Origin of the sequence: Chryseobacterium sp. B21-037 (assembly GCF_028570785.1) — a bacterium.
In the GTDB taxonomy this organism is placed as follows: Bacteria; Bacteroidota; Bacteroidia; order Flavobacteriales; family Weeksellaceae; genus Chryseobacterium; species Chryseobacterium proteolyticum.
Genome location: NZ_JALGCB010000001.1, coordinates 710,065 through 736,614 on the forward strand (window position 1 = coordinate 710,065; position 26,550 = coordinate 736,614).

General features: G+C 40.5%; 15 protein-coding genes. 13 read left to right on the forward strand and 2 right to left on the reverse strand.

The window, feature by feature from the left end; genetic code table 11:
• The first annotated feature begins 246 nt into the window (after window positions 1–246).
• From MTQ00_RS03155 to MTQ00_RS03190, 8 genes are all read left to right on the forward strand, one after another.
• Window positions 247–2,985, forward strand: a complete 2,739-nt coding sequence (locus MTQ00_RS03155) for a T9SS type A sorting domain-containing protein (RefSeq protein WP_273647705.1) — start codon at window positions 247–249, stop codon at window positions 2,983–2,985.
• A 295-nt stretch (window positions 2,986–3,280) separates the two neighbouring features.
• Window positions 3,281–5,914 carry a beta-glucosidase gene (locus MTQ00_RS03160; protein WP_273647706.1) on the forward strand — a complete coding sequence of 878 codons (2,634 nt, stop codon included), beginning with the start codon at window positions 3,281–3,283 and terminating at the stop codon, window positions 5,912–5,914.
• Window positions 5,915–5,966: 52 nt separating this feature from the next.
• Entirely contained in the window at window positions 5,967–7,955 is a 1,989-nt protein-coding gene (locus MTQ00_RS03165; RefSeq protein WP_273647707.1) for an alpha-L-arabinofuranosidase C-terminal domain-containing protein, read from the forward strand.
• Window positions 7,956–8,083: 128 nt separating this feature from the next.
• Window positions 8,084–9,784, forward strand: coding sequence for a ribulokinase (locus MTQ00_RS03170; protein WP_273647708.1), 1,701 nt, complete (start codon window positions 8,084–8,086; stop codon window positions 9,782–9,784).
• Between the two features lie 33 nt (window positions 9,785–9,817).
• Window positions 9,818–10,528 (forward strand): L-ribulose-5-phosphate 4-epimerase, encoded by a 711-nt coding sequence (locus MTQ00_RS03175; protein WP_273647709.1) that lies wholly within the window; start codon window positions 9,818–9,820, stop codon window positions 10,526–10,528.
• Window positions 10,529–10,566: 38 nt separating this feature from the next.
• Window positions 10,567–12,063 (forward strand): L-arabinose isomerase, encoded by a 1,497-nt coding sequence (araA, locus tag MTQ00_RS03180; protein WP_273647710.1) that lies wholly within the window; start codon window positions 10,567–10,569, stop codon window positions 12,061–12,063.
• Between the two features lie 27 nt (window positions 12,064–12,090).
• On the forward strand, window positions 12,091–13,248 hold the full coding sequence (locus tag MTQ00_RS03185) for an aldose epimerase family protein (protein ID WP_273647711.1): 1,158 nt from the start codon (window positions 12,091–12,093) through the stop codon (window positions 13,246–13,248).
• A 3-nt stretch (window positions 13,249–13,251) separates the two neighbouring features.
• On the forward strand, window positions 13,252–14,979 hold the full coding sequence (locus MTQ00_RS03190; protein ID WP_273647712.1) for a sodium:solute symporter family transporter: 1,728 nt from the start codon (window positions 13,252–13,254) through the stop codon (window positions 14,977–14,979).
• Window positions 14,980–15,059: 80 nt separating this feature from the next.
• Here MTQ00_RS03190 and MTQ00_RS03195 read toward each other — a convergent pair whose 3' ends face one another.
• Together MTQ00_RS03195 and MTQ00_RS03200 are read right to left on the reverse strand one after the other, a co-directional pair.
• Window positions 15,060–16,778 carry an RICIN domain-containing protein gene (locus MTQ00_RS03195; protein ID WP_273647713.1) on the reverse strand — a complete coding sequence of 573 codons (1,719 nt, stop codon included), beginning with the start codon at window positions 16,776–16,778 and terminating at the stop codon, window positions 15,060–15,062.
• Between the two features lie 646 nt (window positions 16,779–17,424).
• Entirely contained in the window at window positions 17,425–18,111 is a 687-nt protein-coding gene (locus MTQ00_RS03200; protein WP_172278194.1) for an NUDIX hydrolase, read from the reverse strand.
• A gap of 514 nt (window positions 18,112–18,625) precedes the next feature.
• Between MTQ00_RS03200 and MTQ00_RS03205 the strand changes: the two genes are divergently transcribed.
• From MTQ00_RS03205 to MTQ00_RS03225, 5 genes are read left to right on the forward strand one after another with little or no spacing between them, the layout of a single operon-like run.
• Window positions 18,626–21,013 (forward strand): glycoside hydrolase family 127 protein, encoded by a 2,388-nt coding sequence (locus MTQ00_RS03205; protein WP_273647714.1) that lies wholly within the window; start codon window positions 18,626–18,628, stop codon window positions 21,011–21,013.
• Between the two features lie 21 nt (window positions 21,014–21,034).
• Window positions 21,035–22,939 carry a sialate O-acetylesterase gene (locus MTQ00_RS03210; RefSeq protein WP_273647715.1) on the forward strand — a complete coding sequence of 635 codons (1,905 nt, stop codon included), beginning with the start codon at window positions 21,035–21,037 and terminating at the stop codon, window positions 22,937–22,939.
• Between the two features lie 28 nt (window positions 22,940–22,967).
• A complete protein-coding gene (locus MTQ00_RS03215) occupies window positions 22,968–24,413 on the forward strand; it encodes an MFS transporter (protein ID WP_273647716.1) in 1,446 nt (481 codons plus the stop codon).
• Window positions 24,414–24,422: 9 nt separating this feature from the next.
• On the forward strand, window positions 24,423–25,532 hold the full coding sequence (locus MTQ00_RS03220; RefSeq protein ID WP_273647717.1) for an endo-1,4-beta-xylanase: 1,110 nt from the start codon (window positions 24,423–24,425) through the stop codon (window positions 25,530–25,532).
• A 21-nt stretch (window positions 25,533–25,553) separates the two neighbouring features.
• Window positions 25,554–26,528 (forward strand): glycoside hydrolase family 43 protein, encoded by a 975-nt coding sequence (locus tag MTQ00_RS03225; protein ID WP_273647718.1) that lies wholly within the window; start codon window positions 25,554–25,556, stop codon window positions 26,526–26,528.
• Window positions 26,529–26,550 lie beyond the last annotated feature (22 nt).

Here is a 26,550-nt window from a genome sequence, read left to right on the forward strand (position 1 = left end):
ATTCATCACAAACAACACTTTAATTATGAAACATTAATCTTAGTTCACATTCCAATCTGAAATACAGTTCCCTCACAGAGAATGAAGAGAAAGAACAGCAGATGATTTTGTAAGCAACTTTATTTAACAGATCGCTGCCTGATATCATTCAGGGTATTTTCCTGACGGCTTTTGAAAATCAACCGTCTTGATGGGGAATCTATTGCCCTTACTTTAATTGTTAAAATCAAAATCACGAAAACCATTATGAAAAAAATTTTAAGTCTTGTAACCATTCATTCTATAGCTCTGTTTTGCAGCCTGATGCTGCATGGACAGCTTACTACGGTAAAAATTGATAAGAACATATCTTATCAGAAAATAAAAGGGTTCGGGGGATTTGTCTGCAGTCCCCAGTTTGCCTATAACCATATGTCTACCTCAGAAATTCAGACGCTTTGGGGCGCTTCCAGTGAAGGTGGATATAATATTATGAGATTGTATATTCCCGAAAACAGCAGTAATTGGAGCTCAGTACTGGCTACAGCACAGTTCGCCAAATCTATGGGACTTACCATTTTTGCTTCGCCTTGGACCATGCCCGCAGCCTGGAAAACCAATAACCATGTGAATGCAGTGTATACTGATGCGAACGGAGTACAGCAGGTAGGATATTTAAAGCCGGAAAATTATCAAGATTATGCGCTTTATCTTAACAGCTTTGTTACCTATCTCCAGAACAACGGAGTAGAGCTCGATTATATCTCCATTCAAAATGAACCGGATGAAATGGCACAGTATCAGGGATGTATCTGGACTCCTGCGCAAATTACCAATTTCATCAAGAATTACGGACAGCTTATCAATTGTAAAGTGATTGCCCCGGAAAGTGTGGGATTTACGGATAATTTTGCCAGTGCTTTGCTGGATCCTGCGGCAATGGCCAATTTTGAAGTGTATGGAGGGCATCAATACGGGCTTATGCAGTCTACCTACAAACAATTCCAGAATTATAATAAAGAAATCTGGCAGACAGAATATCTGATCAACTGGAACTCTTCATCCACCCAGCCGGCCCGTGACTTCAGCTGGAATACAGATGCATTTACCTTTGCCAGCAGTGTCAACAATGCATTATTGGGTAATGTCAATGCCTGGATTCATTATTCTGCCAAACGTTATTATGGCTTAATGGGTGACGGAACTTACGGAACTCCCGCAGGTGTAATGACCAAAAGAGGTTACATCCTTTCTCATTATGCCAAATACACAACAGGAAAGACGAGAATAGAAGCTAAATGGGATGACAAAACAGGTGTTTTACAGGGTTCTACCTATATTTCGCAGGATGGAAATCAGGTTGTTCTTATGGTTATTAATCCTTCTCAGAACTCCTATAGTTTAAAAGTTGATCTGCCTTTTTACACGACTTCAGGAACAAAAGTACTGACCAATACGCAATCCAATATGGTGAGCACACCTATTTCTTTGAGTACGGCAACATTCCGGCCTACTGCTGATATCAGCCCTTCCAGTATCATGACTTTCGTTTTTAATAAAAGCGGTGACAGGCCTGCTTCTCTCATGACAGGCGGTGATATTCATTATAATAAAATTGAAACACAAACTCCTACCAGTGCAGCTTTTGGGACAGGATTCAATATCAGCAATACAACGGTGACGTTCTCCAATCCAAGTCCTCTTATCAGCAATAACATGACCGCAGCTAATGGTTATCTTCAGCTTAACGATAGGTACAATAAACTGATCCTGCATGTAAACAGCTATACAACGGCGGGACAAAGTTACTCAGACAATACGACTTTATACTATATCAACAGCCAGGGCGTAACGAAATCATATAATTACGGCAAGATTAATTTTCCGCAGGGAGGAAACTTCGATATCACCTTAGATATTTCAAGGCAGGTGCTTACAGACGGATGCAAAGGAATTTTAGGACTGAGAAATTCCAATTACAGCTCTGTGCTTACGATTAATCTGGGAGATGTTTATTTCAATGTAGGTAATGAAATTGCTTCAAAATTCGGAGGTACCTATTCCGCAAGTGACAGCTATCTGATGGATGCGCTGGAAAATGGCTACTACACTTCTGTAGACTTCAGAAATGCAGCAGGAGTTACTTCCTCCAATAACTGGCAGCCTATGAGTGCTAACTCTAACAGCATTTATTATGTAAATTCAAACGTAAGTTCATCTGCCAATAATGTGATCTCCGGTACTACATGTTCAAATCTTATCCTTTCCGGTCAGGGTATGGATTTTCAGGTGCCGTTTAACTTCACAGCCAATGCTGCCTCTTACAGCCGTACATTTAATGGTTACGATGTGCTGATCCTGCCATTCCAGGCTAATATACCTTCCGGAGTTACTGCTTATCTGATGTCTCCGAATGCCAATAATATCAGCTGTACCGCAATTTCAAACGGAATCATTCCTGCAAACACTCCGGTAATCGTCAATGCGACAGGGAATATTACTTTCAGCGGTACAGGAAATGTTTCCACACCCAAAGCAATCACGGTCAATCAGATGAACGGAGTTTACCAGGGCATCAAAGTTCCGGCGAATGCTTATGTGCTGAAAACAGAAAACGGAGTAACAGGTTTCTATAAAGTAACTGCCGGAAATGAGCCTTTAATTGGTACTTTCAAAGCATATCTTACAGAAGAAAATACTTATTCTGCCAACGTTCTTCCTTTAAACTTCGGATCGTTAAGCACCAGAGATATTTCTGCTGAAATTAAAAAAGAGTTTGTAAAAATATATCCTAATCCGGTAAAAGCAGAGCTTTTCATTGATTCTGATCTGTCAGAAGCTGCTGCCACCATTTTTGACGGAAGAGGAAGCATCATCAGATCCGGAATGAAAATAAATTCAGGGAAAAACCAAATTAATGTGGGAGATTTCCCGGCCGGTATTTACTTTATTGAGGTTACTCAAAAAAATAATACAATCGTAAAACAAAAATTCATCAAAGAGTAAACTGAATCCGAAGCCATCATGAGCACTGCTTGTGGTGGCTTTATTTCCACAATTTAGTAGATGAAAACCAAAAGTAAGTAGGATTTATTCTTAATTTAAGTGTATTATTTACATTTATTTAAAATAGAACGTTATATTTGTTTTTCATTGCATTGTTGCTGAATAATACTGGCAATTTGTGTAAAATAAGAATGAAAACATAATTATCCGTAAAAATCTGTGAAATCAGTGGTTTAAAAATGATTAATCACAAAATCCACAGCCTTTTTCGGACTTTATTGAAACCATACTACCTATGAAAAGAATTGTATTAATACTATGTGCAACACTGGCAGCATCTTTATTTTTTGCTCAGAATCATTATAAATACCCATTCAGAAACCCGGATCTTCCGGTTAATGAAAGAATAGAGAACCTTCTTACTTTGCTGACTACAGAAGAAAAGATAGGAATGATGATGGATAATTCCCAGGCAGTTCCGCGTTTGGAAATTCCAGCCTATGGATGGTGGAATGAAGCACTTCATGGGGTGGCAAGAGCAGGAACAGCTACTGTTTTTCCTCAGGCAATCGGGATGGCGGCCACATGGGATGTTCCGGAGCATTTTAAAACCTTTGAAATGATTTCTGATGAAGCAAGGGCAAAATACAACAGATCTTTTGATGAGGCTCTAAAAACAGGACGGTATGAAGGACTGACCTTCTGGACACCCAATATCAATATTTTTCGTGACCCAAGATGGGGAAGAGGCCAGGAAACCTATGGTGAAGACCCTTATCTGACCTCTGTTCTGGGTGTTGCTGCAGTAAAAGGTCTGCAGGGAAACGACCCGAAATTTTTTAAAACCCACGCCTGCGCCAAACATTTTGCGGTACACAGCGGACCGGAATGGAACCGCCACTCTTATAACGCAGAAATCTCAAAAAAAGATCTGTATGAGACGTATCTTCCCGCTTTCAAAGCATTGGTTCAGGAAGGAAATGTAAGAGAAGTGATGTGCGCTTACAATGCTTTTGACGGACAGCCATGTTGTGCAAACAATACTTTACTTACTGAAATTCTCCGTGGAAAATGGAAGTATGACGGAATGGTGGTCTCAGACTGCTGGGCACTGGCCGATTTCTTTCAGAAAAAATACCACGGCACCCATCCTGACGAAAAAACAACGGCAGCAGATGCCCTGAAACATTCTACGGATCTGGAATGCGGAGATACTTATAACAATCTGAATAAATCTCTTGCCAGCGGACTGATTACCGAAAAGGATATTGATGAGTCGATGCGCAGAATCCTGAAAGGATGGTTTGAGCTGGGAATGCTTGATCCGAAATCTTCCGTTCACTGGAATACCATTCCGTATTCTGTAGTCGATTCTGAAGAACATAAAAAGCAGGCACTGAAAATGGCACAAAAATCAATTGTGCTGATGAAAAACGAAAAGAATGTTCTGCCTCTCAGCAGAAGTATTAAAAAAATTGCCGTTGTAGGACCAAACGCCAACGACGGATTGATGCAGTTAGGAAACTATAACGGAACTCCTTCTTCAATTGTCACGATTTTAGACGGAATCAAAACCAAATTTCCAAACGCTGAAATTATCTACGAAAAAGGAAGCGAAGTAACAGATCCTTCGTCCAGAACCTCACTCTATCAGAATTTTATCAGTCAGAAAAACGGCTCGAAAGGAATGAAAGTAACGTTTTTTAATAACAATGAATTCAAAGGCCAGCCGGCAAATACTTCCGTAAATTCCACTGCAATCAGCTACAACAGTTTTGGAGGAACCCAGCTTGCACCCAATGTAGGAAGAGAAAATACCTCAGCCATCATTTCAGGGATTTTTAAAAGTACCTATACAGGAGAGGTTGTGTTTTCTGCTTCCACTTCCGATGTCTATACCCTTTTCGTGGACGGAAAAGAAATTGCCACAAGAAAAGGACCTGATGCAAGACATCCTTCAGAGTTTCCTGTAAAAATGGAAAAAGGAAAAGAATACAAGATAGAACTGCGTCATACACAAAAAGGAAAATATGTGAGTATCACTTTTGAAGTGTACAGAAAAGACCTTGTTAATTTTGTTTCGGTGAGGGAAAAGGTGAAAAATGCAGACGTTATTGTCTTTGCAGGCGGACTTTCTCCAAGTCTGGAAGGTGAAGAGATGATGGTAAATGCAGAAGGCTTCAGAGGAGGTGACAAAACTTCGATTGCCCTTCCTAAAGTGCAACGGGAACTGTTAGCGGAGCTTAGAAAAACCGGAAAATCTGTTGTTTTTGTTCTTTGTACCGGAAGTGCTCTGGGATTGGAACAGGATGAGAAAAATTATGATGCCCTGTTGAATGCCTGGTATGGCGGACAATCAGGAGGAACGGCCGTAGCAGATGTTTTGGCAGGGGATTATAACCCTTCAGGAAAATTACCCATTACCTTTTACAAAAACCTTGAGCAGCTGGATAACGCTCTTTCAAAGACAAGCAAACACGAAGGATTTGAGAATTATGATATGCAGGGAAGAACCTACCGTTATATGACGGAAAAACCTCTTTATCCGTTCGGGCATGGCCTGAGCTATTCAAAATTTGTTTATGGAGATTCAAAACTCAGCAAAAATACTATCAATACCAACGAAAATGTGACGATCACAATTCCGGTAACCAATGTTTCAGAAAGGGATGGCGAAGAAGTCGCTCAGGTCTATATCAAAAGAAATAATGATACCCAGGCACCGGTAAAAACGTTAAGGGCTTTTGAGAGGACTTTAATCAGATCTAAAGAAACAAAAAATATTCAGCTGACCCTCTCCAAAGATTCATTTGCCTTCTATGATGAAAAAGCAGATGATCTGGTTTCAAAACCTGGCGACTATACCATTTTTTATGGCGGAACTTCTGATGAAGCCGTGTTGAAAAGCATTCCATTAACAGTAAAATAAAAATTGATTCAAGACAAATTGAGACATGCTTTAGTTTTCAAAATAACGATCTATGACAACCAAAAATAAAATATTTTCCATCGCGATTTCCCTCAGTGCTGCTTTTTTTTCGGCTCAGAATAATACGGTTCGTACCTTTAACCTTGATCTGAAAGAAACCTCTACACCTATTAAAATACAGCCCACCATGTACGGGATTTTTTTTGAAGACATCAATTTTGCAGCAGATGGCGGATTGTATGCGGAACTAATTAAAAACCGGAGCTTTGAATTTGATGAACCTTTCACAGGATGGAAACAGCCCAATACAAAAACACTTTCCCCTAATCTGTATTCCGGATTTCTGACCATTTATTCTGATCCTGCCAAAACCAATAAAAATTACGCACGAATTACCGTTCTGAATGATAAAAAATATATTCTGGAGAATGAAGGATTCAGAGGAATAGGGCTTCATCAGGGAGAACAATATGATTTCAGTTTTAATCTGCAGAATGTTTCAGGAAATGTTGCTGCGGTAAAGGCAAGTCTTGTTGATGAAAATGAAAAGGAAATTTCTTCAGTTTCCATACTCATAAAAGAAAAGGGATGGCAGAAGTATACAGCTGTTTTCAAAGCACCTCAAACTGTAGAAAAAGCAAAACTGCGGATTACATTTACCGGAAACGGCATCGTGAACATGGATATGATATCCCTCTTCCCGCAAGACACCTGGAAAGGCAGAAAAGGCGGCTTACGAAAAGATCTCGTTCAGAAACTATACGATTTGCAGCCCGGATTTTTGAGATTTCCTGGAGGCTGTATTGTAGAAGGAAGAACGTTGGCTGAGCGGTATCAGTGGAAAAAAACAATAGGAAATGTAGCAGACCGCGAATATCTTATCAATAAATGGAGTACAGGATTTCCACATCGTCTTACACCGGATTACGGACAGTCTTTCGGACTGGGATTTTATGAATATTTCCAGCTTTCCGAAGATCTGGGTGCAGAACCCGTTCCTATTCTGAGCTGTGGAATGGCATGCCAGTTCAACACAGCGGAGTTGGTGAAAATGGAAGACCTTGATCCTTATATTCAGGATGCCCTTGACCTGATTGAATTTGCCAACGGAGATTCCGGCACAAAATGGGGTAAAATCCGTACTGAAATGGGGCATCCAAAGCCTTTTAATTTAAAATTTATCGGAGTGGGAAATGAACAGTGGGGAGCGGATTATATCGAACGCTATAAAGTATTTGAAAAAGCCATTCACACAAAATATCCTGACATTAAGATTATTTCCGGAAGTGGACCGTCACCCGACGGCGAGTTCTTCGAATATGGATGGAAAGAGTTGAAGCAGCTTAATGCACAGATTGTTGATGAGCACTATTACAATTCCCCCGAATGGTTTATGAAAAATGCAGGCAGATACGACCAGTATGACCGCTCCGGGCCAAAAGTTTTTGCCGGGGAATATGCAGCCCAGTCTGTAGGCGTGGTAAAGCCTGATAATAAAAATAACTGGTTAACCGCTCTTTCAGAAGCTGCTTTTATGACCGGACTTGAAAGAAACGCAGATGTGGTCTATATGACTTCCTACGCACCGCTTTTTGCCCATGCTGACGGCTGGCAGTGGACGCCCGATCTCATCTGGTTCAATAATCTGAAATCCTACGCGACCCCGAATTATTATGTTCAGAAATTATTTTCCAACAATAAAGGAACGGATGTATTAAAAATAGAACATAACGGAAAAGCGGTATCCGGCCAGGAAAAATTATATGCTACAGCTGTAAAAGATGCCAAAAATAATGAGATCATTATTAAAATGGTCAATACTGATACTCAGGCTAAAACGGTAAATATCAAACCAGAAACTCTGAAAATCGGTAAAAAAGTAACCAAAATTCTTCTGTCTGCGCCGCAGCTTTCCAGTGAAAATAATTTCGATGCTGAACCTGTGAAACCCAAAGAGGAGAATTCAGAAGCTAAAAAAGGTGAAATTTCAACAGAAATTCCGGGCAATTCTTTGGTTGTTTTAAAGGTGGAAACAATTTAAAAAACTGTTTTATAGTATGTTATAAAAAATAAGTGTGTTTTTTACATTTATTTAAAATAGAATCTTATATTTGTTTTTATCTCATCAGGAGAATTTAAAATCTCAATAATCAAAAACGTTTCACCACCATGAAAAAATATGTTATCGGGCTGGACTACGGTACAGATTCCGTACGGGCCGTCCTTATTGATACTGAAAACGGTTCCGAAATAACTTCTTCAGTCAGCTACTACCAGAGATGGAAGGAAGGCCGATTCTGTAATCCTTCAGCCAACAGTTTCAGACAGCATCCTTCAGATCATATTGAAGGTCTGGAAAAAACGATTTCAGAAATAGTAAAAGAAAGCGGGATACCGGCAGAGCAGATCGTCAGTATTTGTATTGATACTACAGGCTCTTCACCGTTACCAGTAACAAGTGATGGAACTGCTCTGGCGCTGGTTCCGGGATTTGAAGAGAATCCCAATGCCATGATGGTTTTATGGAAAGACCATACTGCCATTCGTGAAGCCGAAGAAATCAATACCCTTGCAAGAACCTGGGGTGGTGAAGATTATACAAGATATGAAGGCGGTATTTACTCTTCAGAATGGTTCTGGGCTAAAATACTGCACATCAGCAGAGCAGATGCAGAGGTAAAAAATGCTACGTACACCTGGATGGAGCACTGTGATTATCTGACCTATCTTTTATCAGATCATAAAGACCTGGCAACATTCAAAAGAAGCCGTTGTGCTGCCGGCCACAAAGCCATGTGGCATGAGTCGTGGGGCGGTCTGCCTTCCGAAGAGTTTCTCAACAGGCTAGATCCTTCTCTGGGAGCGCTCAGAGGAAGATTATACAAGGAAACCTATACTTCAGATGAAATTGCCGGCTACCTGAATGAAGAATGGGCCGCAAAAACCGGTCTTACCACCAAAACCATCATTACCGTAGGAACCTTTGATGCCCATTCAGGAGCTGTAGGAGCCAGAGTGGAAGAAAATACACTGATCAGAATCATGGGAACTTCCACCTGTGACATTATGGTTGCCTCGCAGGAAGCTATCGGGGACACAACTGTAAAAGGAATCTGCGGACAGGTTGACGGCTCCGTAATTCCCGGACTGATAGGGCTTGAAGCAGGACAGTCAGCTTTTGGAGATGTTCTGGCATGGTATAAAGATATCCTGATGTGGCCGGTTCACCAGGTTATGGTGCATTCCGAAAGTATTTCAGAGGAGCAGAAAACAAAGCTCGCTGAAGAAATGGAGGACGGACTTATCAGAAAATTGACCCTTGAAGCAGAAAAAATTCCTCTTTCAGATACTGTTCCGGTTGCATTGGACTGGGTAAACGGAAGGAGAACACCGGATGCAGACCAGGAACTTAAGGCAGCAATTAGTCAGCTTTCTCTGGGAACAAAAGCTCCTCATATTTTCAAAGCTTTGGTCAATGCTATTTGTTTCGGAGCTAAAAAGATCGTTGACCGTTTTGAAGAGGAAGGGGTGAAAATCAATAAAGTGATCGGAATCGGAGGAGTAGCAAGGAAATCGCCGTTTATCATGCAGACACTCGCTAATGTTTTGGATATGCCGATTGTTGTTGCCGCTTCGGACCAGACTCCCGCGTTAGGGGCTGCTGTTTATGCAGCTGTATCAGCAGGAATTTATCCGACCGTACAGGAAGCAAGCATGAAAATGGGCTCTGCATTTGAAGCGGAATACCATCCGAAAGCGGAAGAAGTACAACACTACAGAGAATTAATGCAGCAATACCAAAAGCTCGCTGATTTTGTAGAATACAATACCAAACTGAAAAACAACAGGAAGGAACTTCAGAACTCCTGATTCTCCCATTTTAACCTTTTTAATATACTCAAAATGAATACCTATAAAGAACTCCAAAGAGAATGTTATGAAGCGAATATGCAGTTGGATGCCCTGAAGCTGGTGGTCTATACCTTCGGGAATGTGAGTGCTGTAGACCGTGATAAAGGTGTTTTTGCCATTAAACCAAGCGGTGTTCCCTACGACATTTTAAAGCCTGAAGATATGGTGATTCTGGATTTTGATGCCAATGTCATCGAAGGCAGTCTCAGACCTTCTTCCGATACCAAAACCCATGCTTATCTGTATAAAAACTGGGAAAACATCGGTGGAATTTCCCACACCCATGCGATCTATTCCGTAGCGTGGGCACAGGCACAAATGGATATTCCTGTTTTCGGGACCACTCATGCGGACCATCTTACGACAGATATTCCCTGCGCTCCGCCTATGCGGGATGAGCTGATTGAAGGAAACTACGAATACAATACAGGAATACAGATTCTGGAATGTTTTAAACAAAAACAGCTCTCTCCGGAAGAGGTAGAAATGGTTCTGATCGGCAATCACGGCCCGTTTACCTGGGGGAAAAATGCAGAGAAAGCAGTTTACAACAGCAAAGTACTGGAGACCATTGCCGAAATGGCTTATCTCACCAGACAGATCAATCCTGATGCGGAACGACTGAAAGACTCACTCATCAAAAAACATTATGAACGTAAGCACGGCAAGAATGCTTATTACGGACAGGAATTTAAACACTAAACACTTCAACATAACAACTATTAACGATCAACAAAATTATGTTAACACCTCTCAATACCAAAGAAGTCTGGTTCATCACAGGAAGTCAGCATTTATACGGACCTGAAACACTTGCCCAGGTGGCAGACCATTCACAGAAAATTGTGGCAGAACTTGAAAAATCTTCTTTCATCCCGGTAAAAGTCATTGTAAAGCCAACGGTAAAAACTACCGAAGAGATATTTGAAACCATTGCAGCCGCTAATCATGCAGAAAACTGTATAGGAGTAATCACGTGGATGCATACCTTTTCACCCGCTAAAATGTGGATCAGAGGACTAAAAATTTTACAGAAGCCTCTTCTGCATCTGCATACCCAGTTCAACAGAGATATTCCATGGTCCACGATGGATATGGATTTTATGAATCTTAACCAGGCGGCTCACGGGGACCGTGAATTTGGTTTTATGGTAAGCAGGCTCCGAAAGAACAGAAAAGTAGTGGTTGGGCACTGGTCGGAAGAAAGGGTTCAGAAGCAGATCGGTGACTGGAGCCGTGTTGCAGCAGGATGGGACGACTGGCAGGGCGCTAAATTTGCACGTTTCGGAGATAATATGCGGTTTGTAGCCGTTACAGATGGTGATAAGGTGGAAGCTGAAACCCAGTTCGGCTTTTCAGTCAATACCTGGGGAATAGGTGATCTTGTAGGCGTTATCAATTCTGTAAGTGAGGGAGAAATAAAAAGCCTTATGGAAGAATATGAATCTTCTTATCATATGGCAGCTTCCCTTTTGGAAGGAGGAGCCAACAGAAGCTCACTTCACACCGCCGCAAAAATTGAACTAGGACTTGAAAAATTTTTAAAAGACGGAGGATTTAAAGGATTTTCAGATACCTTTGAAGACCTTCACGGGCTGGAGCAGCTGCCGGGAATTGCCGTACAGCGACTGATGCAGAAAGGATACGGATTTGCAGGCGAAGGAGACTGGAAGACAGCAGCACTCGTACGTGCCATGAAAACAATGGGGCAGGGCCTTGAAGGTGGAAATGCCTTTATGGAAGATTATACCTATCATTTAGACCCTTCCAATCCTTCTATTTTAGGCTCCCATATGCTGGAAGTAGACCCTGTGCTGGCTGCCGGGAAACCTTCATGTGAGATACATCCACTGGGAATCGGAGGAAAAGCAGATCCGGTTCGTCTTGTTTTTAACTCCAGAGGAAATATTGATTCTCTGAATGCTGCCCTGATGGATTTTGGAAACCATTTCAGACTGCTGATCAATAAAACCAGAGCATTGGAAATTACAGAAGAGTTGCCAAAACTCCCGGTAGCAAGGGTTTTATGGAAACCTCTTCCTGATTTATATACGGCCGCAGAAGCCTGGATACTGGCAGGAGGGGCACACCATACATGTTACAGTGAAAATATTTCAGCAGAACAGCTGGAAGATTTTGCTGAGATAGCAGGAATTGAATCATTAGTCATTGATGAAGATACCAGAATGCGTGACTTTAAAAATACACTTCGTTGGAATGAAATGTATTATCGTTAATTAATTTTAAAAAATATGTAAATAATTATGAAAAAAACAACATATAACGGCATTTTTATTTTATTATTTTTAATTATTTTCGGCTGTAAAAAAGAAAATAATAAACAGGATATTTCAGGAAAAATGGAGAATATTTCTACTTCAGACTATGGAGTGACGCCAAAAGGCGATTCTATTAAAAAATATACGTTGACCAATAAAAACGGGATGAAAGTTGAGGTCATCAACTTCGGGGGAATTATCACATCCTTAACCGCTCCGGACAGAAATGGGAAATACGAAGATGTAGTGCTTGGCTTTACAAAACCCGAAGGATATTTCGATGGCAACCCTTATTATTTCGGTGCTTTGATCGGAAGATACGGCAATAGGATTGCCAATGCCAAATTCGCACTGGAAGGTAAAACATACGAAATTGATAAAAATGATGGTCCCAACAGCCTTCACGGAGGAAAGGAGGGATTTCATACCAGATTCTGGAATATTGAGGCAGTAAAAGATGCAAAATTTCCGACATTGAAATTATCTTATATCAGTGCAGATGGTGAAGAAGGATATCCGGGGAAATTAACAACAACTGTTTTTTACACGCTTACAGACGACAACGCCTTGGAAATTTCTTACGAGGCTGAGACGGATAAGCCTACAGTGGTAAATCTTACCCAGCATTCTTATTTTAACCTGTCCGGGAATTTTACTAAAACGATTACTGATCATGAACTGCAGATTAATGCAGATCATTTTCTTCCGGTGAACGAAACCTTAATTCCTACAGGTGAGCAGAAAGCTGTAAAAGGGACTCCTTTTGATTTCACGATATCAAAACCGATCGGAAAAGATATCAGTGCAGACGACGATCAGCTGAAAAAAGGAAAAGGGTATGACCATAACTGGATCCTGAATGGAAAAGGACTTAGAAGTATCGCCAAAGTATATCATCAGGGAACAGGAAGGCTGATGGAAGTTTTCACCGATGAGCCTGGTGTGCAGTTTTATTCCGGAAATTTTCTTGACGGAAAATTTGATACCAAAACAGGTGGTAAAAATGAATTCAGAACAGGATTCTGCTTAGAGACCCAGCATTTTCCTGATTCACCAAACCAGCCTTCTTTCCCTTCTACAGAATTGAAGCCTGGGCAGAAATACCACTCGAAAACCATCTATAAATTCTCCGTTAAAAACTAAACTATGGGAAAATTAGCAACTATTGATATCATCATATTTCTGATCTATTTCGTAGTGGTAGCTTCCTACGGATTATGGATCTATAAAAAGAAAAAATCTGAATCTACAGGAAGTAAAGATTATTTCCTTGCCGAAGGATCTTTGACCTGGTGGGCTATCGGAGCCAGCTTAATCGCTTCCAATATTTCTGCTGAACAGTTTATCGGAATGAGTGGCGAAGGTTTCTTTGTCGGAATCGCTGTTGCCGCTTACGAATGGATCGCTGCTCTTGCGTTGATTATTATTGCGGTCTGGTTTATTCCGATCTATCTTAAAAATAAGATCTATACCATGCCTCAATTTCTGGAGAGAAGGTATAACAAATCTGTTTCACTGATCATGGCTGTATTCTGGCTGTTTCTGTATGTTATCGTGAATCTTACTTCTATCCTTTATCTGGGTGCTCTTGCTATTGATACTTTACTGGGAGGAGAACATCTTCACGGTATTATGATCGCTCTTCTGCTTATGGCCCTTCTGATTGGTCTTGGAGGTATGAAAGTGATAGGATATACAGACGTTATACAAGTGGCAGTTCTTATCATTGGTGGTTTTGCAACGGTGTATATGGCGCTGCAGATTGTGGACCAGAGAATCAACGGAGCAGCTGTAGGAAATGCTTTAGCAGGATTTAATACCCTGATCAATGAGGCTCCGCAGCACTTTAAGCTGATTCTTCAAAAACCAACAACCACCACAACTACGTTGGCAATGCCTCAGAATCTGGATGTACAGAAGTATGTCGTATTACCTGGTTTGGCGATGTATTTTGCCGGTCAGTGGATTGTTAACCTGAACTATTGGGGTTGTAATCAATACATCACCCAGAGAGCTTTAGGGGCAGATCTGAAGACGGCAAGAACAGGAATTCTGTTTGCTGGTTTTCTGAAATTATTCATGCCTGTAATCGTAATGCTTCCGGGAATTGCCGCTTATGTTTTATATTCAAAAGGACATCTTCCGGGATTCAACGGAGTGAAAGACGGAGCCTACTCTGCAATATTAGGATTTTTACCAGTAGGATTGAAAGGATTGGCTATTGCCGCTTTGACCGCAGCGATTGTGGCTTCACTGGCAGGAAAAGTGAACAGTATTTCAACTATTTTTACGCTGGATATCTATAAAAAATACCTTAAAACAGATGCCACCGAAATCCAGATGGTGAGAACAGGCCGTTGGGTCATTATTATTGCCATGATGGTTGCATTGGCTTTTACCTGGACAGACGTTTTAGGAATTGGAGGTGAAGGAGGTTTCACATTTATCCAGAAATATACAGGCTTTATCAGTCCTGGAGTTTTTGCCATGTTCCTTCTGGGAATGTTCTGGAAGAGAACAACCGGTACAGCTGCATTGGTAGGAGTTATCTTAGGTTTTGTCCTGGCGATCTTCTTCAACAGTTTTGCTGTAGAGATTTTCGGGAAAGAAACATGGTTGTATACTGCATTCACTTATGAAAAGCTGGAGAATGGTGTAGTTCATACCATTACCGAGATTCCTTTCCTGATCAATATGGGATGGTCATTCTTTATCACGATAATCGTGATGATCCTGATCAGTCTTGCAGGTCCGAAAGTAAACCCTAAAGCTTTTGCCATTGATGTGACGATGTTTAAAGTGGATAACAGAACTTTAGTATTGATCGTAATGACGCTGCTTTTACTGACGGCCTTGTATGTAAGGTTTTGGTAGAAATTATTATACATAACAAATAAAATAGGATGCTGAAAAAGCATCCTATTTTTTTTGATCTTAGAATTGGTTATGTACGTTTAGTTCATTGCTATAAATTTGAACTTAAACAGCTGGCAGGATGTACCATAATAATCCCAAAGATGTAAGTTTGAATTACCATCCATGGTACAGTTGGGAATATCCCAGCCGCGTGTAGGATCCACCTTGGATAGTATTTTGTAATAACCATTAGAGACAGCAACTACCTGCCAGGCTTGTGCGTCATTACTATAGTTCTGCCAAAGCCTGATCGAAGTTCCCAATGTATTACTATTGCTGGCCAGATCAATACAACGATTGGTTGCGCTGGCTTTGGATACAAAACGCCAGTAGCCATTACCTGCGTCAATGGCAACCCATCGCTGTGCAGCAGCGCCATTCCTTGTCCATGGCCTTAATACTGCACCATTGGCGTCTTCTCCTGATTTCAGATCAACTACTTTGTTGGCATCAGTCTGAAATTCGATCTCATAAATACCATTATTAACCAGGCTACTGTTTGTGTTGCAGTTGGCAACGGGGTAGTTGGAGGATGCATATTGCTGAAACCACTGTTTAACCGGGGCAGCGCAGGCTTCCCAATCGTTGTTGTAAGCTGTTCCTGCATTAGGATCGCCTTTGTGGAGGAGGTTATCCGGGGCAAGAACATTCCAGCTTACATTGCCGGATTGATCCACGATGTATTTTAAATTGGCACCAAATCCGCTTCCGCCTGCCGTACCGGTATTACCAATGCCGAAGGTACCATATCCTTGTGGTGCCCAATCGGTCTCGGTAATGGCGATCGGTGCAATGTCTGCAATCGGTTTAACGTTGACATTCCATGCGTTCTGAAAGGATTGATAGTTGTTGAGACCACCCCAGTAACCGGGATAAATATGAACAGCGTAGCCAATATTACCTCCTGTGATCTGATTATTGACATAGCCTTGATAATGCGATTGCCAGCCTGTACCCGGAATCCAGCAAACATTGTTGGCTCCGTTGTTACGGATGATATTAACCAGTGGCTGAAAGAAGTTTTTGAGTGCTGCAAAATGCTCATTTCCCGTACTACCCCAAGCACCATTTGTTCCCAGGATTTCAACAGGTTCGTTAGCTAATTCAAACATCACATTGTCAGCATTCTTTAATCCGGGATGCTGAGACAGAAAAGTCCATACGGTCTTCAGATAGCTATGGTACGCATCATTGACTGCAATACGATTTGGGCATACACCTGGTGGGCGAAGGATGACATACATTCCCAGACTGCGGGCATGGTTGATCAGTGGGATAATTACCTGATCGGTGTAGGTAACCAGGCGGCTGTAATTGAATCTTGAGATATCGTTCTCCGGGATAGCCGGTCCGGGATCATTGGTCCAATACGGATCAATATGAAGGCGGATGTAATTGAGGTACCAGCCATCGGAAGCGCTGCTGAGCTTGTTCATAACAGCTTTGTTGTAGTTCAGAGCACCCTGTACATTGTAATTATCCCAGGTACAGTAGCCGGAATTCGCACCATATTGACATCCATTGAACCAGGGGCTGGGGGTTATGGCAACCCCATGTAAGATAACGTTATTGTCACAAGGGTCTTTAAGGTATCTGCCTCCAACATGCAGCATTGGAGTTGCTGCCAATGCTCTTGCACTGGCATTGGCGCTTACATTGTTTTCAGGTTCTTCTTGTAAAGTTTTTTCCATCCGGGAGCAGCCCGAAAGAATGGTTAACAGAAAGGCCATAAATAGCCACATTGTGTTTGTTCTCATAATTTATATATTAAAGGGTTATTAATTTTGTTTTTGGTGATCGATTTTTTCCTCTTTACCCTTAGAAGGATCATGCAGATACTCGATTTTTTTAAATCTTAATGGGATAGTTGACTGGACAGGGCGTATTGACTAAAAACTGCTTATCTCAAAGTGTTGTAATCTGTTGCGGTTTTTCGGCATTAATCACGGGGAGGAAATGACAGGACTATCTCTGTCAGGTTTCAGATATGAAAACCCTTATTCTCTTTTTCTCCATTTTTCACGCATGAAGCATGATATGATGAAAATTCAAATAAATGATATTTGTTGTTGTTAGTTTTGTATAAAAATACATATTTATTTAAATATATGTCAATATTTTAGTTAAAATTAACATAAAAAAATCATATCATAAATATAATAATTGGCAAATAGTTATAATTGTTTTATTTGAAAGGGAAAATAGAAAACCTTATCATAAATTTTCTTTATGATACTTCTATAAAAAGGCGCAAATGTTTATTTGCCAGCTGAAATTTCCAGGTTAGCTCAAAAAAAAATCCCGTAAAAAACGAGATTTCATTTATCTTAAGGTCATAGAAGATTTGTGGAAAGGTGCAGGGTATAGATATTAAATAGATGATTTGCATAATATCAAAAACAATTACATTTTAAACATAAACCCGCGCGATATTTTCTTGGTGTATTTTTTTTCGTCAAAGCGGTAAAGAAAAGAACCTTTTCTGGATGAGGTCATATCCTTTTTATTGGTATTGACAAGGATATCCATGCTATTGATCTTGCTTGTGAAATTACGCTTATCGAATTTTTCGTCAAAAATGGCTTCATAAAGATTCTGAAGATCCTTCATGGTGAATTTTTCAGGAAGAAGCTCAAAGCCGATAGGTCCGGTGGAAGCTCTTCTCCTCAGTCTGGCTACCGCATCCTTTACCATATCGTTATGATCGAAAATAAGATCCGGTGCTTTCTGAAGCTCAACCCATTCTGCACTGTACTGTTCATTGATCTGAATATCTTTTTCAATATTGATCAATGCATAGTAGGAGATTGACATGATTCTGGCTGTAGGCTCACGTTTAATTTCCGTATAACATTTCAGCTGTTCAAGATAAATATTTTCAAGACCAGTTAATGTATACAGAACCCTGTTGGCCGCTTCATCGGATGTCTCTTCACTGCCAATGAATCCACCCATGAGGGACCATTCGCCCATCTGGGGTTCAAAATTTCTTTTTACCAATAGGATTTTAAGATTTTCGCCATCAAAACCGAAAATAATGCAGTCAACAGCAACCAGGTGTTTGGGATATTGGGAGTAATCCTCAGTCATCTTTTATATTTTGATGCAAAGGTAAAACTTTTATACTTACGATCTTATACAAATGTAATTCTTACACTTTTAAATCTGAATCATTATTTTTATTAAAACGATTCTACAAAGGTATTTTGGGAGCTAAAACTGGGATTAAAAATGAAAAATAGCAATGAAATCCAGTTAAATGTATATGAATTTAATGTTAAAATTGTGTTAAAATTAGAATTAACACTTATTATTATTAATTAAAATAGCTTAACGTTAAAAATACGATAAGGTATTCGCTATATCATTGAAATTTTTATTAAAACGTATTCTTAATTCATTTTCATAGGGAATCCTGTGATTGCAAAGTTTTCTTTTTCTGTGAATTGATTATCTTATTTTTTATGATAAGGTAGTGGCTTTTCTTTTATTTTCCGGGCTTTGTGAAAGATTTTAAATAAAAAAATAACTAAAACAGACTCAAAAAAAGTTTCGTATATAGATTGTTTCCATTATTTTAGAAATGTTGAATTAACATTTATTCATGAGACCAAAATTTTCAGTTATTTTATTGTGTTTCGCTTCATTCACCTCAGCCCAGGTAAAGGAGAAAATTCATTATTTCCCTTTGGAAACTGTAAGGTTATCAGAGAGTGTTTTCAATAAAGCCATGACAGCAGACCGGAAATACCTTATGGAGATGGAGCCGGACAGATTGCTGGCTCCCTATCTTAAGGAAGCCGGACTAAAACCAAAAGCAGATAATTACCCCAATTGGGAAAACACCGGATTAGATGGTCATATAGGAGGACACTACATTTCTGCACTATCATTAATGTATGCTTCCACAGGTGATTCCGGAATCAAGCAGAGGATTGATTATATGATCAGTGAGCTGGAACGATGCCAGAAAGCTTCTCCGGACGGATACATTTCTGGGGTTCCCAACGGGAAAAAGATCTGGAAAGAAATAAAGCAGGGGAATATACGCGCCTCAGGTTTTGGATTGAATGATCGCTGGGTTCCTTTGTATAATATTCATAAGTTATATGCAGGATTACGCGATGCCTATTGGTATGCAAAAAGTGAAAAAGCAAAGACAATGTTGATCCGACTTACGGATTGGATGCTGAATGAAGTGTCAGGCCTTTCTGATGAACAGATACAGGATATGCTGCGCAGTGAGCATGGAGGACTTAACGAAGTTTTTGCGGATGTTTACGATATCACCCATGAAAAAAAATATCTGCAACTGGCTCATCGCTTTTCCCATCAGGCTATCCTTAATCCTCTTCTGGCGGGAGAAGATAAGCTTACAGGTCTTCATGCCAATACACAGATTCCAAAAGTAATCGGCTACAAACGCATTGCTGATCTTGAAAATAATACTTCCTGGAGTAATGCCGCTGATTTTTTCTGGCATAATATTACCGAGAAAAGATCGTCTGTTATTGGCGGAAACAGTGTCAGTGAGCATTTTAACCCTGCCAATGATTTCAGCAGCATGATAAAAAGTATAGAAGGTCCGGAAACCTGCAATACCTATAATATGCTCAAGCTGACGAAAGAGCTTTATGCAACGTTACCTGAATCTTATTATATCGATTATTACGAAAAAGCATTATACAATCATATCCTTTCCACGGAAAATTATAACCAGGGAGGCTTCGTGTACTTTACCCCGATGCGTCCCGGACACTATCGTGTTTATTCACAGCCTCAGACCAGCTTCTGGTGCTGTGTAGGATCGGGGATGGAAAATCATGCCAAATACGGGGAAATGATTTATGCCCGGTCGGATAAGGATTTATATGTGAACCTGTTTATTCCTTCCACATTGACCTGGAAACAGCAAAAAGTGATAGTTCGTCAGGTGAACAACTTCCCGGAAGTTCCTGAAACAACACTGATCTTTGATGCCGCAGAAAAATCAGAATTTGGTTTAAAACTAAGATGTCCGGAATGGACCACAGCCTCGGAAGTACAAATTCTGATCAACGGAAAACAGGAGAAAGTACAACGAGGTTCCGATGGCTATTTTACACTGACTAAAAGATGGAAAAAAGGAGATGTTGTGAAAATGATTTTGCCGATGCATCTTTCTGCAGAACAACTTCCTGACCATTCCAATTATTATGCATTTAAATACGGTCCTGTAGTGCTTGCCGCAACATACGGTGCCGAAAACCAACAGGGACTTCTTGCGGACGATAGCAGAGGCGGCCATATTGCTCATGGTCCGCAGATTCCTTTAAACGAAATTCCAGTTATCCTTGGAAATCCTTCCGAGGTAGTCAGCCATGTTACACCTTTGAACAGTAAACCGCTCAACTTTGCCGTTACAGGGCTTTATCCGTCGGAAAAATTCGGGAAAGGTTTAGAGCTTGTACCGTTTTACAGTATCCAGGCAGAAAGATATATTCTGTACTGGCCGCAAGCCGACAAAAACGGGATAGAAAATATGCTGAAACAGAAGGCGAAAGAGGAATCGGAAACCAAAGAACTGGATGTCCTTACAACTGATAGAATCCAACTGGGCGAACAGCAGCCGGAATCAGATCATTTTATAGAAAGCAAAGACTCTGGTACAGGTTATATGGAAGACCGGCACTTCCGAGATGCCAAAGGCTGGTTTAGCTATCAGATGAAAAATAACGAGAAAAATGCTTCATTCCTTTACCTGCTTTATTTTGATGCCAATGCCAATCGAGTACTGAATATTGAAATCAACGGTAAAAACATCATTACTCAGAATTTGAACGGAAAGTCCGGAGCCTTACCTCAATATCTGGTTGTTCCGATACCGGATTCAGAAAAGAATAAAGAACATCTAACGGTAAAATTCCTGGCAGATGAAAAATTGATGACCGCTAAAATCATCGAAGTTCGTTTGCTGAAAGGAAAATACGAAAAGCAATACAAGCTGAACTAAAAATAAAAACAGATTTTTCCCATGAAAAACAGAATCCTATACTTATTATTTTTTCTGGCAGCCATTTGCAGTTTTCATGCAAAAGTAAGGCTCCCTGCTTTGGTTTCGGACGGGATGATCCTTCAGAGGAACCAGGATCTGAAAATCTGGGGATATGCAGATGCGGGAGAAAAAATTACGGTTAAGTTTATCAGTAAAACCTATCATGCCACGGCTGATCAGAATGGCAACTGGACCCTTATGCTTCCAAAGCTTAATGCCGGTGGTCCATATAGCATGACAATTAATGAGATCACCCTTAAGGATATCCTTATTGGAGATGTATGGGTGGCTTCAGGGCAATCCAATATGGAACTTCCGATGCGCAGGCTGACACCTCTGTATGAAAATGAAATTAAAAATGCCAATAATCCGAATATAAGATTCTTTACTGTCCCGCAGAAATATAATTTTAAAGCGCCTCAAAATGATCTTGACGGTGGGAAGTGGGAAAGTACCAACCCTCAGACTATTCTTGATTTTTCAGGAGTTGCCTATTTCTTTGCCAAAGAACTGAATGAAAAAAACAAAGTTCCGGTAGGAATCATTCACACCAGTCTCGGAGGCTCTCCGGTTCAGGCCTGGATGGATGAAAACTCACTGAGAAAATATCCGGAATATCTTACTGAAGCAGAAAGATGGAAAAATGATGACCTGATAAAAACCACAGAATCTCAGGAACGGTCCCTAAGCAAAGCATGGTATGCAGAGCTTGATCAGAGTGATATAGGGTTGAACCAGCACTGGGAGAAAGACAATGGGGATGATTCCGGATGGAAAACCATGGTGGTACCGGGATCGTGGGAGGATCAGGAAGGCTCGTTTGACGGTTCGGTATGGTTCCGCAAAGAAATTATTCTTCCAAAAGGAGTGGATCAGAAAACAGCATTTTTGAATCTGGGAAGGATAAAAGATGCTGATGTTACTTACATCAATGGAATTAAAGTAGGAAATGTGACTTATGAATATCCGCCACGTTGGTATGATGTTCCCAAAGGTGTTTTAAAAGAAGGCAAGAATATCATTACCGTAAGAGTAATCAATGGAAGCGGTAAGGGACAGTTTATTGCCGATAAACCGTATTACCTCGAAATTGACGGACAAAAAACAGATCTTAAAGGCGAGTGGAAATATAAAATAGGAGCAAAAATGGAAAAAATGGCTCCCGGACAAACTTTTATCCGGTGGAAACCGTTAGGACTATATAATGCCATGATTAACCCGCTGATCAATTATAAAATCAAAGGATTTATCTGGTATCAGGGTGAAAGCAATACAGGAAAACCTAAAGAATATGGAGATTTGCTATCAACAATGATTTCACTTTGGCGTTCAAAATGGAACAAGAATGATTTGCCGTTCCTGATTGTACAGCTGGCTAATTTCATGGAGAAAAAAGATGAACCTCTGGATAGTGGCTGGGCTGAGCTGAGAGAGCAGCAGAGACAGGTTTCCCTCAATGTTCCTTACGCAGGGCTTGCAGTAGCTATTGATGTAGGAGAATGGAACGATATTCATCCGCTGAATAAAAAAACAGTAGGTGACAGATTGGCTTTACAAGCCCTGAAAATTGCGGAAGGTAAAAAGATTATTGCAGACGGACCCGTTTATCAGTCCATGAAAACAGAAGGGAATACCATTATTTTATCCTTTAAACCCGGAACAGATGATCTGGTACAGGGAGAACTGAAAGGTTTTGCCATACAGCAGAAAGATGGCAGTTACCAATGGGCCAAAGCAGAAGCAAAAGGTAGTAAAGTCATTGTCTGGAATGACCAGGTCACCAGCCCTGTCAATGTACGTTACGACTGGGCAGACAACCCGGACGGCAATCTTAAAAACAAAAATGGGCTGCCTGCTTCACCTTTTACAACAGAAAAAAATTAATTTAACATAGAAAACCTTATTAAAATCAATGGATAATCAACCGCAAAAAATATCGGTAATAGAAAAAGTAGGGTATAGCCTGGGAGATCTGGCAGCCAATCTTGTTTTTCAGACCCTGGTAACCTACTTAACCTATTTTTATACGGATATTTACGGACTCAAGGCAGAAGATGCCTCTGTCATCACCCTTACCGTAGGTTTAATTGCCGGGTTTGGCTTTAACCCGCTTATCGGAGCACTGGCGGATCGTACAAGCTCACGATGGGGGAAATTCCGTCCATGGATTCTATTTACCGCTGTACCGCTTGGTATTGCAGCACTATTAGCTTTCAGTACGCCTCACTTTTCCTATCAGGGTAAAATGATCTATGCAGCGGTTACCTATTCATTATTGTTGCTATTATACGCATCCAATAACTTACCGTATGCTGCGTTGAGCGGTGTTATTACGGGAGATATGGGAGAAAGGAACAGTATTTCTTCATACCGTTTTGTAGCCGTGATGTTTGCACAGTTCTTTGTACAGGTATTTATGCTTCCCATCATTTTATATGTAGGACACGGAGATAAAGCTCAGGGAATTGAAACTGTTATGACATGGCTGGCGGTGATCGGATCCATAATGCTTCTGATTACTTTTTTTACGACCAAAGAAAGAATCATTCCCAAGCCGGAGCAGAAATCAAGTCTGAAAGAAGATTTAAAAGATTTATTCCAGAACAGACCGTGGATTATTATGCTTACCGTGACCGCATTTATATTTATCACATTGGCTATGAAAGGAGGATCTTATGTATATTATTTTAACAACTATGTGGATGAAAATGCCCTGAAGAGCTTTATCTCACCCATTACCGCATTTTTTAATTCTGCAGGGATGAATTTCTTCGGAGAAGATCCAAAGTCTGCGGGATTCGGATTATTTAATGCAGGAGGAATTGTCATGATGATCGTCGGGATTACTTTCTCTAAAAGGCTGGCAGACAGATTTGGAAAGCGTGATACTTTTATTGCTTCATTATTTATCTCTACATTGTTCATCCTGATGTTTATATTTTACCCTCCGAAAGCAGTAAAAGTGATGTTTTTGTCACAGATCTTACACGGATTCTTTTACGGAATCAGTACGCCGCTTTTGTGGGCCATGATTGCTGATGTTGCCGATTATTCGGAATGGAAGAACAACCGCAGGGCAACGGCTATTATCTTTTCCGCAATGATGGTTGGCTTAAAAGTAGGTCTCAGCATCGGAAGCTCATTGGTCGCTTTGATCATTGGGAAATACGGATACATTTCAGTACACGGGAGCGAACAGGCTATTCAGCCTGAAACAGTGGCTGCAGGAGCGAAAATGCTTGTGAGCATATTTCCATCCATACCGTTTTTCATTGCCTGCGGACTGCTTTTATTCTACAAAATCAACAAAAAAATGGAAGTTCAGATTGAAAAAGATCTGGCTGAAAGAAGAAAATAAACGATTACTATGAAACGTATTTTACTAGGTTTGGCGGCTCTTACCGCTGCCGGTCTGTCGGCGCAGAAGTCTGACGGTACTTTAAAAAAAGCATTTCAGAATAAATTTTACATCGGAACGGCGATGAGTCTTCCCCAGATTGACGGTACAGATAAAAAAGCGGTAGCCATCATCAGAAACCAATTCAGCTCTATTGTTGCTGAAAACTGCATGAAATCTATGTTCCTTCAGCCTCAGGAAGGGAAGTTCTTCTTTGACGATGCCGATAAATTTGTCGATTTTGGAATAAAAAACAAGATGTTCATCATCGGGCATACGTTAGTCTGGCATTCGCAACTTCCAAAATGGTTTTTTACAGATAAAAATGGGAAGGATGTCTCTCCGGAAGTATTGAAACAACGCATGAAAAACCATATTACAACGGTAGTTTCCCGTTACAAAGGGAAAGTAAAAGGATGGGATGTGGTGAATGAAGCCATTATGGAAGACGGAACCTACAGAAAAAGTAAATTTTACGAAATCCTGGGTGAAGATTTTATTCCTTTGGCATTTCAGTATGCACAGGAAGCCGATCCCAATGCAGAACTATACTATAACGATTATAATGAATGGTATCCTGAAAAGGTAAAAGCAGTCATTACAATGGTTGAAAAGCTTAAATCAAAAGGAATCCGCATTGATGGGGTGGGAATGCAGTCTCACGTCGGAATGGATAACCCTTCTATGGATGAGTATGAAAAAGCAATTGTAGATTATTCCAATGCCGGAGTTAAAGTTAATATAACAGAACTGGAAATAAGTGCGCTGCCTTCTCCGTGGGGAAGCTCTGCCAATGTTTCGGATACCGTTGCCTATCAGAAAGAAATGAATCCTTACACCAAAGGTCTTCCCAAGGAAGTAGAAGCGAAATGGGAAAAACGCTATCTTGATTTCTTTGGTTTGTTTTTGAAACATAAAGACAAAATAAGAAGAGTAACCTTATGGGGTGTTACCGATAAGCAATCCTGGAAAAACGATTTCCCGGTAAAAGGAAGAACGGATTACCCGCTACTTTTTGACAGGAAAGATCAGGAGAAACCAGTAGTACAAAAAATAATAAAATTGGCAGAGAAAAACTAAAATCAATAGAATTTTTACTTAATGAAAAAATCAAAATATTTATTCCCGGAAGATTATATGGCAGACCCTTCCGTTCACGTTTTTGAAGATAAAATCTATATCTATCCTTCTCATGACCGCGAAAGTGGAATTGAAGAAAACGATAACGGAGACCATTTTGACATGAATGATTATCATGTCTTCTCAATGGATGATGTGGAAGGTGGAGAAATTAAAGACCATGGCGTAGTACTTTCGGTAAAAGATATTCCATGGGCGGGAAGACAGCTGTGGGATTGTGATGTTGCGTTCAAAGACGGTAAATATTATATGTACTTTCCCTTGAAAGATCAGAATGATATCTTCAGAATCGGGGTTGCTGTGAGCGACAAACCTTACGGGCCTTTCATTCCTGAAAAGCATCCGATGATGGGCAGTTACAGCATCGATCCGTGCATTTTTGAAGATAAGGGAAAATATTATATGTATTTCGGAGGAATCTGGGGTGGACAATTACAGCGCTACAGGGATAATAAAGCACTTGAATCTGCTGTAATTCCCGAAAATAATGAACCTGCAATCCATTCTAAGGTAGCTTTGCTGAGCGATGATATGCTTGAATTTGCTGAAGCACCTAAAGACGTTGTCATCATTGATGAAAACGGAAAACCACTGCTTCATGGAGATAAACACCGCTTTTTTGAAGCATCATGGATGCATCAGTACAACGGGAAATATTATTTTTCTTATTCCACAGGAGACACCCACCTGATTTGCTATGCAACCGGGGATAATCCTTACGGGCCGTTTACCTTTCAGGGTGAAATTCTTACTCCGGTGGTAGGATGGACTACTCATCATAGTATTGTGGAATTCAAAGGGAAGTGGTACCTGTTTTTCCATGATTCTGTTCCCAGTGGCGGTAAAACATGGTTGAGAAGTATGAAAGTGATTGAACTGGAATACGATCAGGAAGGGAAAATCAAGAGGATTGAAGGTCTGGAAGACCGGTCATAGTCATCTTTAATAATTTAAAATT

What these genes read in the sequence shown, in the direction of transcription:
- MTQ00_RS03195 (WP_273647713.1), bottom strand. Translation starts at nt 16,778, where the DNA reads ATGAGAACAAACACAATGTGGCTATTTATGGCCTTTCTGTTAACCATT.
- MTQ00_RS03160 (WP_273647706.1), top strand. Translation starts at nt 3,281, where the DNA reads ATGAAAAGAATTGTATTAATACTATGTGCAACACTGGCAGCATCTTTA.
- MTQ00_RS03200 (WP_172278194.1), bottom strand. Translation starts at nt 18,111, where the DNA reads ATGACTGAGGATTACTCCCAATATCCCAAACACCTGGTTGCTGTTGAC.
- MTQ00_RS03185 (WP_273647711.1), top strand. Translation starts at nt 12,091, where the DNA reads ATGAAAAAAACAACATATAACGGCATTTTTATTTTATTATTTTTAATT.
- MTQ00_RS03190 (WP_273647712.1), top strand. Translation starts at nt 13,252, where the DNA reads ATGGGAAAATTAGCAACTATTGATATCATCATATTTCTGATCTATTTC.
- MTQ00_RS03205 (WP_273647714.1), top strand. Translation starts at nt 18,626, where the DNA reads ATGAGACCAAAATTTTCAGTTATTTTATTGTGTTTCGCTTCATTCACC.
- MTQ00_RS03210 (WP_273647715.1), top strand. Translation starts at nt 21,035, where the DNA reads ATGAAAAACAGAATCCTATACTTATTATTTTTTCTGGCAGCCATTTGC.
- MTQ00_RS03155 (WP_273647705.1), top strand. Translation starts at nt 247, where the DNA reads ATGAAAAAAATTTTAAGTCTTGTAACCATTCATTCTATAGCTCTGTTT.
- MTQ00_RS03225 (WP_273647718.1), top strand. Translation starts at nt 25,554, where the DNA reads ATGAAAAAATCAAAATATTTATTCCCGGAAGATTATATGGCAGACCCT.
- MTQ00_RS03170 (WP_273647708.1), top strand. Translation starts at nt 8,084, where the DNA reads ATGAAAAAATATGTTATCGGGCTGGACTACGGTACAGATTCCGTACGG.
- MTQ00_RS03220 (WP_273647717.1), top strand. Translation starts at nt 24,423, where the DNA reads ATGAAACGTATTTTACTAGGTTTGGCGGCTCTTACCGCTGCCGGTCTG.
- araA (WP_273647710.1), top strand. Translation starts at nt 10,567, where the DNA reads ATGTTAACACCTCTCAATACCAAAGAAGTCTGGTTCATCACAGGAAGT.
- MTQ00_RS03165 (WP_273647707.1), top strand. Translation starts at nt 5,967, where the DNA reads ATGACAACCAAAAATAAAATATTTTCCATCGCGATTTCCCTCAGTGCT.
- MTQ00_RS03215 (WP_273647716.1), top strand. Translation starts at nt 22,968, where the DNA reads ATGGATAATCAACCGCAAAAAATATCGGTAATAGAAAAAGTAGGGTAT.
- MTQ00_RS03175 (WP_273647709.1), top strand. Translation starts at nt 9,818, where the DNA reads ATGAATACCTATAAAGAACTCCAAAGAGAATGTTATGAAGCGAATATG.